General features: G+C 59.6%; 15 protein-coding genes. 6 read left to right on the top strand and 9 right to left on the bottom strand.

What is annotated here, in order from left to right; translation table 11 throughout:
- Positions 1-43 precede the first annotated feature (43 nt).
- Positions 44-922: a LysR substrate-binding domain-containing protein gene (locus OQ273_RS01620; RefSeq protein WP_267988723.1), complete on the top strand. Its 879-nt coding sequence runs from the start codon at positions 44-46 to the stop codon at positions 920-922.
- A 12-nt stretch (positions 923-934) separates the two neighbouring features.
- On the opposite strand, the gene OQ273_RS01615 is transcribed toward OQ273_RS01620, so the two are convergent.
- A complete protein-coding gene (locus tag OQ273_RS01615) occupies positions 935-2,038 on the bottom strand; it encodes an adenylate/guanylate cyclase domain-containing protein (RefSeq protein WP_267988722.1) in 1,104 nt (367 codons plus the stop codon).
- Between the two features lie 161 nt (positions 2,039-2,199).
- Positions 2,200-2,628, bottom strand: a complete 429-nt coding sequence (locus tag OQ273_RS01610; RefSeq protein ID WP_267988721.1) for a hypothetical protein — start codon at positions 2,626-2,628, stop codon at positions 2,200-2,202.
- A 136-nt stretch (positions 2,629-2,764) separates the two neighbouring features.
- Between OQ273_RS01610 and OQ273_RS01605 the strand changes: the two genes are divergently transcribed.
- Positions 2,765-3,553 carry a helix-turn-helix transcriptional regulator gene (locus OQ273_RS01605; RefSeq protein WP_267988720.1) on the top strand — a complete coding sequence of 263 codons (789 nt, stop codon included), beginning with the start codon at positions 2,765-2,767 and terminating at the stop codon, positions 3,551-3,553.
- Here the strand turns inward: OQ273_RS01605 and OQ273_RS01600 are convergent.
- The 3 genes from OQ273_RS01600 to OQ273_RS01590 all read right to left on the bottom strand — a co-directional run bounded on the left by OQ273_RS01600 (position 3,550) and on the right by OQ273_RS01590 (position 5,693).
- On the bottom strand, positions 3,550-4,263 hold the full coding sequence (locus tag OQ273_RS01600) for an NAD-dependent deacylase (RefSeq protein WP_267988719.1): 714 nt from the start codon (positions 4,261-4,263) through the stop codon (positions 3,550-3,552). The two genes, OQ273_RS01605 and OQ273_RS01600, sit on opposite strands and share 4 nt — an antisense overlap.
- Positions 4,260-4,997: an MBL fold metallo-hydrolase gene (locus OQ273_RS01595; protein ID WP_267988718.1), complete on the bottom strand. Its 738-nt coding sequence runs from the start codon at positions 4,995-4,997 to the stop codon at positions 4,260-4,262. The genes OQ273_RS01600 and OQ273_RS01595 overlap by 4 nt, the downstream gene beginning before the upstream one ends.
- A 99-nt stretch (positions 4,998-5,096) precedes the next feature.
- Positions 5,097-5,693, bottom strand: coding sequence for a TetR/AcrR family transcriptional regulator (locus OQ273_RS01590; RefSeq protein ID WP_267988717.1), 597 nt, complete (start codon positions 5,691-5,693; stop codon positions 5,097-5,099).
- A gap of 84 nt (positions 5,694-5,777) precedes the next feature.
- On the opposite strand from OQ273_RS01590, the gene OQ273_RS01585 reads away from it, so the two are divergent.
- The gene (locus tag OQ273_RS01585) at positions 5,778-6,407 is read left to right on the top strand and encodes an NAD(P)-dependent oxidoreductase (RefSeq protein WP_267988716.1); all 630 of its coding nucleotides are present in this window, start codon (positions 5,778-5,780) and stop codon (positions 6,405-6,407) included.
- 70 nt (positions 6,408-6,477) lie between these two features.
- Here the strand turns inward: OQ273_RS01585 and OQ273_RS01580 are convergent, their stop codons facing one another.
- Entirely contained in the window at positions 6,478-8,100 is a 1,623-nt protein-coding gene (locus OQ273_RS01580; protein ID WP_267988715.1) for a S1 family peptidase, read from the bottom strand.
- A 335-nt stretch (positions 8,101-8,435) separates the two neighbouring features.
- Here OQ273_RS01580 and OQ273_RS01575 point away from each other — a divergent pair, with 335 nt between their 5' ends.
- Positions 8,436-9,419 (top strand): zinc-dependent alcohol dehydrogenase family protein, encoded by a 984-nt coding sequence (locus OQ273_RS01575; protein WP_267993007.1) that lies wholly within the window; start codon positions 8,436-8,438, stop codon positions 9,417-9,419.
- A gap of 15 nt (positions 9,420-9,434) precedes the next feature.
- Here OQ273_RS01575 and OQ273_RS01570 read toward each other — a convergent pair whose 3' ends face one another.
- Positions 9,435-10,082 carry a glycoside hydrolase family 25 protein gene (locus OQ273_RS01570; protein ID WP_267988713.1) on the bottom strand — a complete coding sequence of 216 codons (648 nt, stop codon included), beginning with the start codon at positions 10,080-10,082 and terminating at the stop codon, positions 9,435-9,437.
- A gap of 177 nt (positions 10,083-10,259) precedes the next feature.
- Here OQ273_RS01570 and OQ273_RS01565 point away from each other — a divergent pair, with 177 nt between their 5' ends.
- On the top strand, positions 10,260-11,210 hold the full coding sequence (locus OQ273_RS01565; RefSeq protein WP_267988712.1) for a DnaJ C-terminal domain-containing protein: 951 nt from the start codon (positions 10,260-10,262) through the stop codon (positions 11,208-11,210).
- 4 nt (positions 11,211-11,214) lie between these two features.
- A complete protein-coding gene (locus tag OQ273_RS01560; RefSeq protein ID WP_267988711.1) occupies positions 11,215-11,538 on the top strand; it encodes a chaperone modulator CbpM in 324 nt (107 codons plus the stop codon).
- Between the two features lie 16 nt (positions 11,539-11,554).
- Here OQ273_RS01560 and OQ273_RS01555 read toward each other — a convergent pair whose 3' ends face one another.
- Positions 11,555-12,817, bottom strand: coding sequence for a glycerate kinase type-2 family protein (locus tag OQ273_RS01555; protein WP_267988710.1), 1,263 nt, complete (start codon positions 12,815-12,817; stop codon positions 11,555-11,557).
- A 115-nt stretch (positions 12,818-12,932) separates the two neighbouring features.
- Positions 12,933-14,297, bottom strand: a complete 1,365-nt coding sequence (locus OQ273_RS01550; RefSeq protein ID WP_267988709.1) for an alanine/glycine:cation symporter family protein — start codon at positions 14,295-14,297, stop codon at positions 12,933-12,935.
- Between the last annotated feature and the right edge of the window lie 19 nt (positions 14,298-14,316).

Raw genomic sequence — 14,316 nt, 5'->3', positions numbered from 1 at the left:
ATCGCGCAAGAGTGTAGAAATTCTACTGGCTGGTGGAGGCGTCATGGCACGCATACCGAACCTGAATGCCTTGCGCATGTTCGATGCCGCGGCACGACACCTCAACTTTCGTGCCGCCGCCGAGGAGATGCATCTGACACAAGGTGCGGTGGCCCAGCAGGTCAGGCGGCTGGAGGCCGATCTTGGACAAAAGCTCTTTCACCGCAAGGCACGCGGTCTTGCATTGACCGATACGGGGCGGAGCCTTCATGCCCCCGTCGCCCGGGCGCTGGCTCTCATAGAAACAGCCGCACGGCAGCTCACACCCGAAAGGCCGCATGTAACCTTGAGCGTGACACCCTCCATTGCGTCCAAATGGCTTGTTCCCCGCCTGCCGAAGTTTTCCGCCACCCATCCCAACATCGATGTGCAGATCATCGCCAGCGAGGCGCTGAGCGACTTTCAGTCAGACGGTGCGGACGCGGCCATCCGCCAGGGCGAACCGCCGACCGACGCAAACCTCGCCGTGGAGTTGATTTCACCCCTGAGACTGCGTGCCGCCTGCAGCCCCGCTTTTGCTCAAGGTTTGCGGCAGATTGACAAGGCAGCCGGTTTCGCCGGGCTGGATCTGGTCCAGGACAGCCATCGCAACTGGGATCGCCTGTTCGCGGAAGAAGATATCCGCCCCGAGAAAAAACCGATGCAGTTTAACCAGACGGCCCTCGGCATCGATGCGGCGTCAAACGGTCAAGGTGTTGTCCTTGCCCCGAAACTGCTGTTGGACATGGACCTTGATCAGGGCAGGCTGGTTGAGCTGTGGTGTGACAGGCGCACGCACACCAGCGGCTTCTATGCAGTCTGGCCGAAGAGCCGTGACACCAAACCGGCGGTGCAAACGCTGGTCAGTTGGATACTTGAAGAAGTGCGCGGCAGCAGTGCTTAGAGCGTTTCTGCTTCAATCCACTGTGGCCGTATAGACCGCCATCGGACCGTCGATGCCCTTCAGCCGTTCCGTTGAAACCAGACGGTGCGATACCCGGGCGCGCTCGGCGAACGCTTCCGAGAAAAGCACGGGCGTCGCCAGCGGACCACACAGGCTTTCAATGCGCGCCGCAACATTGACGGCCGAGCCGAGAACCGTGAAGTCAATACGGGTTCTCGATCCGATATTACCGTAAAGCACCTCACCGAAATGCAGGCCGATCCCGAATTCCAGGTCAGGAATATTTGCCTGCTCGGCCTGCCGCAATGCCTCAAAAGCCGCATCCAGCGCAGAGCGGCATTCAGACCGGCCCGAGGGCATGTCGTCGGCGGAAAACACCGCCAGCACGCCATCGCCCATGAACTTCAATATCTCACCGCCATGGGCTTCCACGGCTTCACCGACCAATTCGAAATAGCTGTTTGCCAGCGCCAGCGCTTCATTGGCCGGGAGCCTGCTGCTGATCCCGGTCCAGCCGCGGATATCGCTGAAAAGGATCGCCGCATTGATTGTTTCGACATCCCCACGCGTGATCTTGCCGTCAAGCACACGTTTTCCCGTTCGCCGTCCAAGATAGGCTTCCGTAACCGCCAGCGACAGGAGCCGCCCGCGGAAAACCTCGACGATTGGCGCAAGTGCCGGCGCCAGCGCTATAAAACCCTCGATATCGCCGTCGCTAAATCCGCCCTCCGCATCGGTCACGAAGACAATGATGGCGCGCATCTCATCGGAAAACTCCAGGGGCATACCGAAATAGTCGGTTCCGCCACGCTCACGCAGCCCATGCAGGACGTGATGATCGTCTTGTGTCAGTGGCTCCCGCAACCTTCTTCTGTAGGTCGAGCGGTTGCTTGCAATGAATTCCATCGGGCTGCCGGCATAATCCGAACGCCCCTCCATTCCGTGCGGTGTGTCGATGCGTTCGGTTTCCGCACCCTCTCGCTCCCAGACCGATGACGTGGCCGTCACCAGCGGATGCAGGGTCCGAAACGCTAGTCGAAGCCTCCACAGTGGAACGCCCTCGGCGCAAAGCGCCTCACAAAGACCAACGACGAGTTCATCGAAACTTGCCGACATGCGGCCCGTCTCCAGAATCCACGAACTGACAGCCTCCGGCTGCCATTTTCTTGATAATTGGCCTTCATTTGTCTTTGCCAACAGTTGCAACCTCCAAGACAAGCCATCCCGCAGACCAGAATATAAGTCCGGCCTGCGGGGCGGCAATACTTTGGTTGCGGTCAGCCATGGACGACTTCGGCAGGCCGCCGGAGGGGAATGACAAAAAGCAGCAAGAAGCCGCAATTGTAGAGGACATTCATCGGCGCACCCGCAAGGACCGACCCGGTGCTGTCAATCACGAACCAGGTAATGACGGCAGTCAGGATGATCGGCCGGCCAAGCGCCGGATCCCTGGCATAGACCCGGGAGGTCACCATCCAGATCATGACGCCCCAACCGGCAATGATGCCGCTGCCGATTGCCCACAGGAGGCGGGCCTGCGGCGGGTCACCGGAAGGGCTCGCATCGAGCGGCCAGAAGGCAAGGTCCATCATGATGTGCGCAAGGCCCGAGGTCGAAGGGTGCGCGCCGGGAAGACTGATCAGGCCGAAACCGACAAGAAGTGCCGCCGCGCCCTTGAGCCAGGTGACTGATGTTTGATGCTGCATAACCGTGTCTCCGAGTAGCATTCGATGCCATTTGGATAGGATCGCGGCTGCACAGTCTCAATTACCTAGGAGGTAAGTGTTTTCAGTCAGACACTGGCTATAGTGAGTCCCTGACGATCAGAGCGAGGACAAACCCGTGCAAAACGCTTTTGGAGACTCTTTAAAACACTGGCGCGGCCAGCGCCGGATGAGCCAGCTTGATCTCGGCCTCGCCGCCAATGTCTCCGCCAGGCACATTTCGTTCCTGGAAACGGGGCGCTCCCGGCCGAGCCGCTCGATGGTGCGCCTGCTGTCCGATTCCCTCGAACTGCCGCACAGCGAACGCAACGCATTTTTGGGTGCGGCCGGATTCGCGCCGGCATACCGGCGCCGCGACCTGAACGACACGGACATGGCGCATGTGCGCGCTGCTGTTGACTGGACGCTTGAAAGACAGGACCCGTTTCCGGCGATGGCGCTTGACCGGCATTGGCGGGTCGTTCGTGTCAACACATCGGCGGGCCTCATCCTCTCCGGCGCAGGACTTGGTGAGGGCGATAGCCTGCTGGAGGCTCTGTTTGATACGGACAGAATGGCCGGCGCCCTGGATAACTGGCTGGAAGTGGCCCAGCACATGATCGTGCGCCTGCGCACCGAAAGTGTCCATCTCGGCGGTGATCCGGTACTGGACGACGCCGTTGAGCACCTAACCAAAGAGCTTGGCCATCGCCTGCCTGCAAATGACGGCGCACTGCCGGCAGTCATACCGGCCCGCTATCGCGCCGGTGATATGGTGCTGTCCTTCTTCTCCACCATCGCGCAATTTGGCTCGGCCGAAGATATCGCCCTTTCCGAGCTCAAGATCGAGCTTATGTTTCCCGCTGATGAACCAACCCGGACCGCGCTCTTTGCCATGGCCGGACTATCCGATGACCAAACCGGCTAACCGCCGTTGAGCAGCCGCTCCACATAGGCGGGCACGACCTGCGTCGCTTTGCCGTGGATGGCCTCATCGAACATCGTGATCCCTTCCGAGGGCTCAAGGTTGAGCTCCACCGTGCGTGCGCCGGCGCCCCTCGCTTCGGCAACAAAACCCGCCGCCGGATAGACATTGCCGCTCGTTCCGATGGATATGAAAAGATCGCACGCGCCAAGCGCCGCATAAATACGGTCCATCTGATAGGGCATCTCGCCGAACCAGACAACATCCGGCCGAAGGCCGCCTTGATTGCCGCATTGGGTGCAGACGAGATCGACCGTCAGATCGTCCTCATAGGGTGTGCGTGTGCCGCAATGGTTGCAAAGTACCTTGCGAATTTCGCCGTGCATATGGACGAGGTTCCGCGTGCCCGCCGCCTCGTGAAGGGGATCAATGTTCTGCGTGACCGTCAGAACGTCTCCCTTGTGCTCCGCTTCGAGACGCGCAAGGGCCGCATGGGCAGCGTTCGGCTCCACCTCGCCCGCGCCATTGCGCCGCCCGTTATAGAAATCAAGGACGCCTTGCGGATCGCGGGCGAACGCCTCGGGTGTAGCAACGTCTTCAATCCGGACTTTCGACCAGATGCCGTCCTTGTCACGGAATGTCGAAAGACCGGATTCAGCTGAAAGGCCTGCCCCAGTCAAGACAACGATGCGTTCATAGGGTAGATTTGTCATAGTGCCTCAACAGCCGGCAGATAATTGGTTTTGGCATTGCCGATGACCGGCTCGCCATGGGCCGGCAAGACGTTCTCGAACTCAAGCCCATTGAAAACCTTGCGGATTTCAGACCTGTCCGGCTTGGCCGCCTTCAGCCATCCCGGTCCGACATTATGCGGCTTGATAAATCCCATCATCCGCATCATGATTCTGGCCGGCAGATTGAAATATTCATTGGTATGCGCCCAGTGCTGCAGGCAGTCGCCGGAGATGACGACACCGCCTTCCCGGTCCAGAAAGAGCAGCCCCTCACCGGGATGTGCCGACTTGAAAAGGACAACCCTGCTGCCTTTGATCGGCAATTCGGTCTGCTCGTCAAGAACAGCGTCGGCCTCGAAATAGCGCTTGGGATTTTCACCGAAACCTTTGACGTATGGAGCGTCGACCGACCAGACCTTGGCTCCATAGCGGTCCTTGTAGAAGGGATCGTCCATACCATGAAACCCGGCAAGACGAACAACATGTTTGACCTCACCCAACGCATCGAGCGCTCTTAGCCCGCCCCCATCAAGCCGAACCGAGTTAATGAGGGTCAGAGCCCCGTCTTGCGCGATGACAGTCATATTGCGGCTGAACCGCACCGGCATGAGCCGCCCCAATGCAAGCGATCCCGTCACGAAATGGATGCCGGGCAGAACCTGACGCAATTCCCCATGCGCCTGTACATCCGAAAAAGGCTGCGCTGTGCTCATCTATCGCTTCCCTGCCGGCCAATTCTCCATAAGCCGGTTCACCGGCACACTATAGCGGCGTCTCGATAGACATCCGAGTCCGGCGACAAACCCGGTAATCTATCCGGCTTGCTGAACGACAAGCATCCTGCGCGCTGCGGACTTTACCAGCTTGATATATTGCTTCTGCGACCAGCCGCATTCGCGGGTGAGCTGCTCCCAGTTCCGCACCGATAAAAGCATCCACAAAAGCTCCGTTGCCTGTTTCTGCGTCAGCCCATCCATGAGGTCGCCATCGCGCTTCAGATCACGGACCGCAGCCTCGCAGCCCTGGCGTACGGCTTCCATCCGGTTGTTCCATGCCATTTCGGCCTCGAGATCAGTGTCCTTCATGGCAAGCAGAGCCTTGGCGACACCGTAAATCTCCGGAATGTAGTTGCCCCAGGCTTCCACGAAGGCATCAAGTCGATCCCTGCCGGACCTTGCCCCCCTGCTCTTCTCCAACCGGCCATCGACATTTTTCACCTCGTCCAGGTAACGGGTCATGGCCACCAGCAGCTCGGCGCGCTTGGGAAAGTGAAGATAAACCGCCTGCCGCGAGACACCCGCGGCCTTGGCAATATCCGACATACGCACCGCGCTGGCCGTTCCGTCCTCCAGCAATTTCCAGGCCGACTGCAGGATACGCTCACGCGTTTCCAGATTGTCACTTGACATTGTGTAAAGCATCTCCTATTTGACACCGTGTAAACTTTACATAGTGTAAAGTCGAGAAAGACTCATACTCAAAGGAGCAGAAAAATGAAAGTCATAATCTTCGGAGCCACCGGCACGGTCGGCCGTCTCTTTGTCGAGCAGGCGCTGGACGAAGGCTATCATGTCACGGCCTTCGCCCGTCATCCGCAGAAGCTGGAAATCCAGCACCCCAATCTGACCCTGACCGAGGGCAATGCAATGGACCCGGCATCGGTGGCCGGTGCGATCAAAGGTCACGATGCCGTGGTCATTACCCTCGGATCGGGCATGTCCCGCAAAAGCGTCATCCGTTCGGTGGGCACGGCCAATATTATCGCCGGCATGAAGAGACACGGCGTCCGCCGCCTTGTCTGCCAGTCCACCCTTGGCGCCCATGAAAGCTGGGGCAACCTGAACTTCTTCTGGAAACGCATCATGTTCGGCGCACTCTTGCGTCCGGTCTTCAAGGATCATGAACTCCAGGAGGATCTGGTGCGGCAGAGCGGCCTTGACTGGACACTGGTCCGGCCCAGCGCTTTCACCGACGGACCTGCCCGTGGCACCTACCGGGAAGACTTCGGCTCCAATGACCGCAGCCTGTCCCTGAAAATTCCCCGGGCCGATGTCGCGGCCTTCCTGAGGCGGCAATTGTCGGATGGGCGCTACCTGAACCGCGCCGTCGGCGTGTCCTATTGATCATGCCCGCATAGCGGCCGGCCCGCGCCAACAAGGAGGTCGGTCGCTATGCCCTTGCTGCAGGATAGTCCTAGTTCATTTTGGCCCGCTCAAGCAGTTCGCGGACCTTGGCAACCGGAACACCGAGGTTGGAGCCGCCATATTCAGGCAGAATGGCAGCGTTCACCGCGACCACCTCTCCATTGATATCGAGTACCGGGCCACCGCTGCCGCCGTGGGTGGTCTCCGCATCGTAGGCAATGGTCTCGCCTGACGTGCCGCCGACAATGCCGCGGCTCGCCAGCGGCAGAATACGTCCCGAAAGCGCCAACCGCTCGGCAACACTCCAGAAACCCGTCTCGCCGGTCTTGCGCAGATCTTCAAGGAACCTCTCGCCCGCCTGAGCCAACATTGAACGAAGGCCGGTCGGATATCCCATGACGATGATCTCCTCGCCCGGATCCGGCGGCGCGCCCGCAAGCCGCAGCCCCTTGATCTGCAGTACGGTCTCGGTCTGCCTCAGTATCGCAACATCCGCATCGTCGCTTCCGGCCACGAACTCAACCGGGATCGAATCGGGAACACCGGGAACATAGGCGATAAACCGCGTCATGATCGGTTCGAGATTGCCGGTCAGCATCATTTTGACATTGGCATCATATTCCCACGGCAGGCCGACATGGCGATTTGTCACAAGAGCCCCGTTATCGCCGACCATGAAGCCGGTCCCGGTAAACTGGCGTTCCGCCACCGGCCCGGTGCCGTCCAGCGACAGGCGCGGGACACCCGAAGCTGTCGGTAACGGATTGCCGTTTTCATCGACAACGATGCGCAGCATGCGCTCGCCGTCCTTTTCCCTAAAACCCCATGACCCTTGCAGGAACAGCACCGACGGCATCGCGTCGGCGATGACATTGGCGCTCGCCTCCGAGCGGCGCTCGATATCCGTCACCCGCTCCGCCGTAGTCGCGAGCTCATCGCGCAGCTCACTGCTGAGCGCCGTCAGGTCTTCCGGTGTCAAAGCCTCCTCGCGCGCCCGCGTCAGCCGGCTGGAAAATGCCTCAAGTTCGGCAGCGCCGCTTTCCACCTGTTGCGTGAGCAGCGTGTCGATACGGCCCTGCTGGTAGGTAAACCAACCGAGAAAAGCGAGCGCCACGATCACGGAGAAGCGAAAGAGAAGCGTTGTTTCACCCGCCAGCCGCCGTGCAAGCTGACCCGCCGAGCGCATCAGCCGATTGAAGAACGGTTGGCGGCTGTTTCGAAAATAGGCAAGCGTGTCACCGATAATATCCGTAACGGTTTCGCGCATCGGATGCTGATTGTCATAGAGATAGCAACGCGACATCGGCCCGTTATTGCCGAATTCAATCGTGTCATGATGCTCCAGAACCTTTGAATCAACTTGTTTCCGGTTAATCCACAGCGGCTGATCGTCAACTGCACTGATGTTGAAGCCATTGCCGTCGCGGCAAATTCGGGCAACCCATCCTTCCCGCGCCTCGTTCATGGGTCCTTCGGTGATATGCATATGCCCATAGGGCCCAAGCCGCAGATAGACCTCCGGTTGCCACAGCCACGTGACGGTTCCACGGCAAGGGCCGGTCATGTGCTCCAGGGCGACAACAGAGAGGGCTTCACCAAACTCGGCAGGCGCCGAAGGCTCCGTTACGTCCTTTTCTTCCATCGCGACGACCTGTTCCATACGTTCATACATAGCTTAGCCGGTTCCAAGGTCGACTGCCACACGGGCCTCACGCTTGGGCACAATGTGGTGATCACCGCCGCTTTTGACCGGAATCAAGGCGGTTGAAGGCAATCGGCTTATATCGGGAAAATGACCGCAACCGCCGATCATCACGCAGGCAAAAACGTCGTCACCCCGTTCGTAACCGCACTTTTTGCGCAGCTTGCGGGTCTGTCGCACGGAGGAACCGGGTACATTCATCGTACCCCTATGGGTCCCTATTGCGGTACCGTTGGCTACGAGGCACTGTTGATTGTCGGCACGATGGCTGGCGGAACGGAACAATCATGGACAAGCAAAACCAAATGAAGGCTATGGTGCTGGAGCAGCCCAAAACCGGGCTCGTCCTGCGCGATGTGCCGATACCGTCACCCGGCCCGACCCAGGTGCTGATCAAGGTCCATGCCTGCGGCGTTTGCCGCACCGATCTTCATGTTGTTGACGGTGATCTCACCGATCCGAAACTGCCGATCATTCCCGGCCATGAAATTATCGGCACGGTTGTGGAAACCGGCCAGGACGTCAGGGGCTTAAAGTCCGGACAGCGCATTGGCGTTCCCTGGCTCGGCCATACCTGCGGCACATGCCCCTATTGTCAGGCCGACGAGGAGAACCTTTGCGACGCGCCGGGTTTCACCGGCTATCAGATCGACGGCGGCTATGCGCAATACACCGTCGCAGACGCACAGTATTGCTTCGCCTTGCCCGATAAAGGCGATCCCGCCGCCCTGGCGCCGCTGATGTGCGCCGGCCTTATCGGGTATCGTTCCTACCGCATGACCGGCGATGCCAAGCGGCTCGGCCTCTACGGCTTCGGCGCCGCCGCCCATATCCTCATTCAGCTTGCCGTCCATCAGGGGCGAGAGGTCTATGCCTTCAGCCGCCCGGACGATCGGGCCGCACAGGACTTTGCCCGCGCGCTGGGCGCCACCTGGGCCGGATCATCAAAGGACAATCCGCCTGCAGAACTCGACGCGGCAATCATTTTTGCCCCGGTCGGAAGCCTGGTACCGGATGCGCTGCGAGCTGTACGAAAAGGCGGCATCGTCGTCTGCGCGGGCATCCATATGAGCGATATCCCCTCCTTTCCCTACTCGATCCTCTGGGAGGAACGGATGCTTCGTTCGGTCGCCAATCTGACCCGGCAGGACGGAACCGAGTTTCTTGACCTTGCAGCAAAGGCGCCGATCAAGATCGAAACGCACTCCTATCCCCTTGCGGAGGCCAATCGCGCACTCGCCGATCTGCGTGCAGGAAACTTCAACGGAGCAGCAGTTCTCGTTCCCTGACCCGGACAGAAACAGTCAAAGCAGCACTGACCGCAGCGGTCTCTTGAGAATATCGAGGTCTACTGGACCGGAAACCCCGGCCAGTTTGCCCTGCTGTGAGTATTGCCAGACGGTATAATCCGCCCATCCATCAGGAAGAGCCGGGGTGGCGACGCCGTAGTCGGCGATCCACAAAGGATAGGCCTCAAATCCCTTCGGTGCACCGATCTCATTCCAGAAACTGGCGGTTGTGTACAAAAAAGGTCTCCTGCCGATCGCCCCTTCAACGGTCTGCAGCCAGCCCATCGCGCCCGCGGCAATCTGCGCGGCAGATGCGTCTCCGCTCTGTTCAAGGTCCAGCATGGGCAACAGATCGCCTGCAGCCGGCTGCGCAATCCGGAGGAAATAATCGGCTTGTTCCTTGCCATCGGAAGATGGGCTGAAAAAGTGATATCCACCCACAGCGAGACCGTTGTTGCGGGCCTGCCCGGCATTTGTCTCAAAATGGCTGCAATAGGCATAGTCGCACGCGCCTTCGGTCGCCTTTATGGCGACAAACCGGGTTCCCGCAGCTGATACCTGCGCCCAGTCAATTCCTCCCTGGTAACGCGATACGTCAATGCCTTGCGTGCCTGTCGCGCGCACGCTGTCATATCCGGTTTTAATCCCGCCTGAAGGCTTCATGTCACTGACCTCTACCCAAACCGGATCGGCCGGTCTCCATTGCGATATTATAGCGCGTCCGCTCGCCTTTGCGCATCTGGACAAACGCATTGGAACAATTCAGAGTTGCCTGGAGCAAGGCTGAGCGGTCGTCAGATTCAACGCAGCAGTACAGCATACCGGCACCGGAAAATTCGCATGGATTTCAAGGATTATTACGAAACGCTCGGACTGGAGCGCAACGCCACCCAGGATGAGGTCAAACGGGCTTACCGCAAGATCGCCCGCAAATACCATCCGGACGTCAACAAGGAGCCGGGCGCGGAAGAAAAGTTCAAAGAGGCAGGCGAGGCGTATGAGGTCCTGAAGGATCCGGAAAAACGCGCTGCCTATGATCAGCTCGGCGCCAACTGGAAAGCCGGACAGGATTTCCAGGCGCCGCCGGACTGGAATGAGGGATTTGAGTTTTCAGGCGGCGGGTACACGGAAGCCGACGAGGCTGCGTTCAGCGACTTCTTTGAATCGCTTTTTGGCAGGGCCGCGGGCCCGGGCGCCCAGCCGCGCAGCCGGCATTCGTTTCATGCACAGGGCCAGGACCATCATGCCGGCATCACCATAGACCTGAAAGACGCCTATGAGGGCGCAACGCGGACAATTTCGCTGCGCGCTCCGGAGATGGATCAGGACGGCCATGTCACCGTCAAGGACCGGACAATCCGCGTGAAAATCCCGAAGGGCATCACCGAAGGACAACACATAAGGCTTGCCGGACAGGGGACGCCCGGCATCGGAAAAGGGCGCGCAGGAGACCTGTATCTGGAAATCCGGTTTAACGAGGATTCTGCCTATTCGGTCGAGGGTCGCGACGTCTATTTCGACCTGCCGATTGCGCCGTGGGAAGCCGCGCTCGGCGGCAAGGTCAAGGCTCCGACGCCAAACGGCGTTGTCGAACTGACCGTGCCCAAGAATGCAAGGGCCGGACAGAAGCTTCGGCTGAAGGGGCGCGGCATTCCGGGAAACCCCGCCGGCGATCTCTACGCCGTGCTGCAGATCGCGGTTCCGCCGGTGAACAATGATGAAGATCGTGCCCTTTACGAACAAATGGCAAGCCAGATGAATTTCGATCCGCGCGCAAAGCTGGGGGTTTAGGACCATGGTCAAGACGACAAAAGTGGTTTCCGCCGAGGTGATCGAGGCCGTCAGCCTCGCTGAACTGTGCCGGTCATGCGGCGTGCGCGCCGAATGGGTGGTTGAACTTGTCGATGAGGGTATTCTGGACCCGGCAGGTCAGGCGCCGGCCGGCTGGCGTTTCTCCGCGATCAGCATCACGCGGGTGCGCACCGCCTGGCGCCTCTACCACGATCTCGGTGTGAACAAGGCCGGCATTGCCGTCGCCCTCAATCTGATCGACGAGCGCGAACAGCTCCAGCAGGCAGTCAAACGGCTGGAACGCGTAACAATCACCAAGTTCGATTAACGCCATTTGCGCCGGGTCAGCGCACCAGAATGGCCCTGAAATCGTTCACATTGGTGCCCGTCGGTCCGGGCACGAACAAGGCATTGATGCCATGAAAGGCGGACCATGCATCATTGTCCGCCAGAAGCGCAACCGGATCGAGGCCGGCCCGGCGCATGTCCGATACGCTGTCACCATTGACGAAGGCACCGGCATTGTCTTCCGATCCGTCTATCCCGTCCGTATCGGCACAAAGAGCGTCAATTCCGGCAAGCCCGTCAATATCAAGAGCCAGAGACAGCAAGAATTCGGTGTTGCGCCCACCCTTTCCTTCGCCTCTGAGCGTTACCGTCGTTTCCCCGCCGGAAAGCAGAACAATCGGCTTTTTGAAAGGCCGGTTGCGCATGACGATCTCCCTTGCCATTGCGGCATGCACATGCGCCGATTCCCGTGCCTCACCTTCAATGGAGTCCGACAGGATTGCCGCTTCAAGACCCATTTCCCGTGCCTTTTTCGCTGCCGCCTCAAGCGACACACCGGCCGAGGCGATGACCGCATGTTCATGGTCTTGCAATGCCGGATCCTCAGGTGCCGGAGCCGGCGAACGCGCGTCTTTGATATGCGAAATGATCCTGGAAGGCAGAGCAATCCGGTAGCGCTCGACCGCGCCAAGCGCATCCAGTGCAGTTGTCGCATCGGCAACCGTCGGGCCTGATCCGACATCGGCGGGATTGTCTCCGGGAATATCGGATACAATCAGACTGACGACCCGCGCCGGATGTGCTGCCGCTGCCAGCCGCCCTCCCTTGATCTTCGAAATCTGCTTTCGGATTGCATTCATCGCCGAAATCGGCGCGCCGGATGCAAGAAGAGCCCGGTTGACTTCGATTTCCTCGTTCAGCGACAAGCCGTCGGCGGGACAGGGAAGAAGTGCCGAAGCGCCGCCACATATCAGAGCGATGACCAGATCGTCCGGTCCGAGCCCTCTCACCGCCTCAAGCAATCGCGTCGCTCCATCCAGCCCGGCTTCATCCGGAACAGGATGCGCTGCCTCCAGGACCTTGATCTGCCGGCAGTCAACGCCGAACCCGTAACGCGTCACGACCACGCCTTCGAGCGGCCCATCCCAGTGATTTTCCAATGCACGGGCAAGCTGGGCAACGCCCTTGCCTGCCCCAACGACCACCGTGCGTCCCCTTTGACGCCGGGGAAGATGGGCGCGAATGGTCAAATCGGGGTCCGCAGCCGCAATTGCGGCATCAAACATCGAGGTCAGTAGTGAGCGTGGTTCAGCAGTCATGGAAGCCTCATATCTAGATGAGCCGCGGCAAACCCGTCAACACCTGCAAAACCATGGAATAATTGCCCTGGCATCCGGATCTTGTGCGAATCGCATCAGACGACAGCCCGCGGCCTCAGAAGGGATTGTTTTCGGAACCACCACGCGTATCGAAAAACTGACGCGTCAGCCTGAAAACGACAGGACTCAACAGAACCAGGGCAATGAGGTTCGGGATCGCCATGAAAGCATTCAGCGTATCGGCAAGCAGCCACACAAAGCCCAGTTGCGATGTTGCGCCGACTAAGGCCGCAAGAGACCACGCAATCCTGAACGGCATGATGATCCGGACACCCATGAGATACTGGAAGGACCGCTCGCAGTAATAGCTCCAGCCGAGCATGGTGGTAAACGCAAAGACCGCAAGCGAGATCGCGATGATGTACCCTCCAAGGCCGGGCAAGGCGAGGCTGAAAGCATGTGATGTCAAAGCCGCACCGGTCTCGCCGCTCGTCCACGCACCGGTCACGATGATGGCAAGCGCGGTAAAGGAGCACACGATAATCGTATCGATGAAGGTACCAAGCATGGCGATCAGCCCCTGACTGACCGGCCCCTTGGTCTTTGCCGCAGCGTGGGCAATCGGAGCGGAGCCCAGCCCCGCTTCATTTGAGAAGATGCCCCGCGCAACACCAAACCGAATGGCCGCCCAAACCGCCGCTCCGGCAAATCCACCGGTGGCGGCCGTTGGTGAGAACGCATGTGTGAAAATCAGTCCAAACGCAGCAGGGATCTCCGCCGCGTGGATCACCAGCACAACAAGAGAAACCAGAATATAGGCCACCGCCATAAGCGGCACCAACCTGCCGGCCACGGTCGCAATCCGCTCGATGCCGCCGACCAGGACGGCACCCGCCAGACACACAAGAACCATACCGGTCAGCCAGGGCGGCACGCTGAAATTCACCTCAAGCGCGTGAGCGATCGAGTTTGACTGGACCAGATTGCCGATGCCGAACCCTGCAATGCCGGCGAGAAGGGCAAAACACGCGGCAAGCCATTTCCAGTTTTCGCCAAGCCCGTAGCGGATGTAGTACATCGGCCCGCCGACATGCTTGCCGCGTTCATCCTCCTTGCGGTAGTGCACCGCGCAGACGGCTTCGGCATATTTGGTTGCCATTCCGACAAGCGCCGTCATCCACATCCAGAAAATCGCACCCGGACCACCCAGGAAAATAGCCGTTGCAACCCCGGCAATGTTGCCGGTACCAATCGTTGCCGCCAAAGATGTCATCAGCGCATTAAACGGGCTGATCTCGCCCTCGCCGTCTCCTAGTGCCAGGCCCTTGCGAAGCAGTCGGAAGCCGAGCGGGAGCCTGAAAAGTGTCAGGAGCCTCAAACCAACCGTCAGGTATATGCCGACGCCGAGAAGGAGAACCAACATCGGCACGCCCCAGACAATACCGTTGATCTGGCTGACGGCATCATGAATGACAGGCATGTGTTTCTCCAATAGGCAC

Origin of the sequence: Hoeflea prorocentri (assembly GCF_027944115.1) — a bacterium.
In the GTDB taxonomy this organism is placed as follows: Bacteria; Pseudomonadota; Alphaproteobacteria; order Rhizobiales; family Rhizobiaceae; genus Hoeflea_A; species Hoeflea_A prorocentri.
The sequence above is the reverse complement of the archived record's forward strand: the minus strand, read 5'-3'. Positions and strand labels throughout refer to the sequence as shown.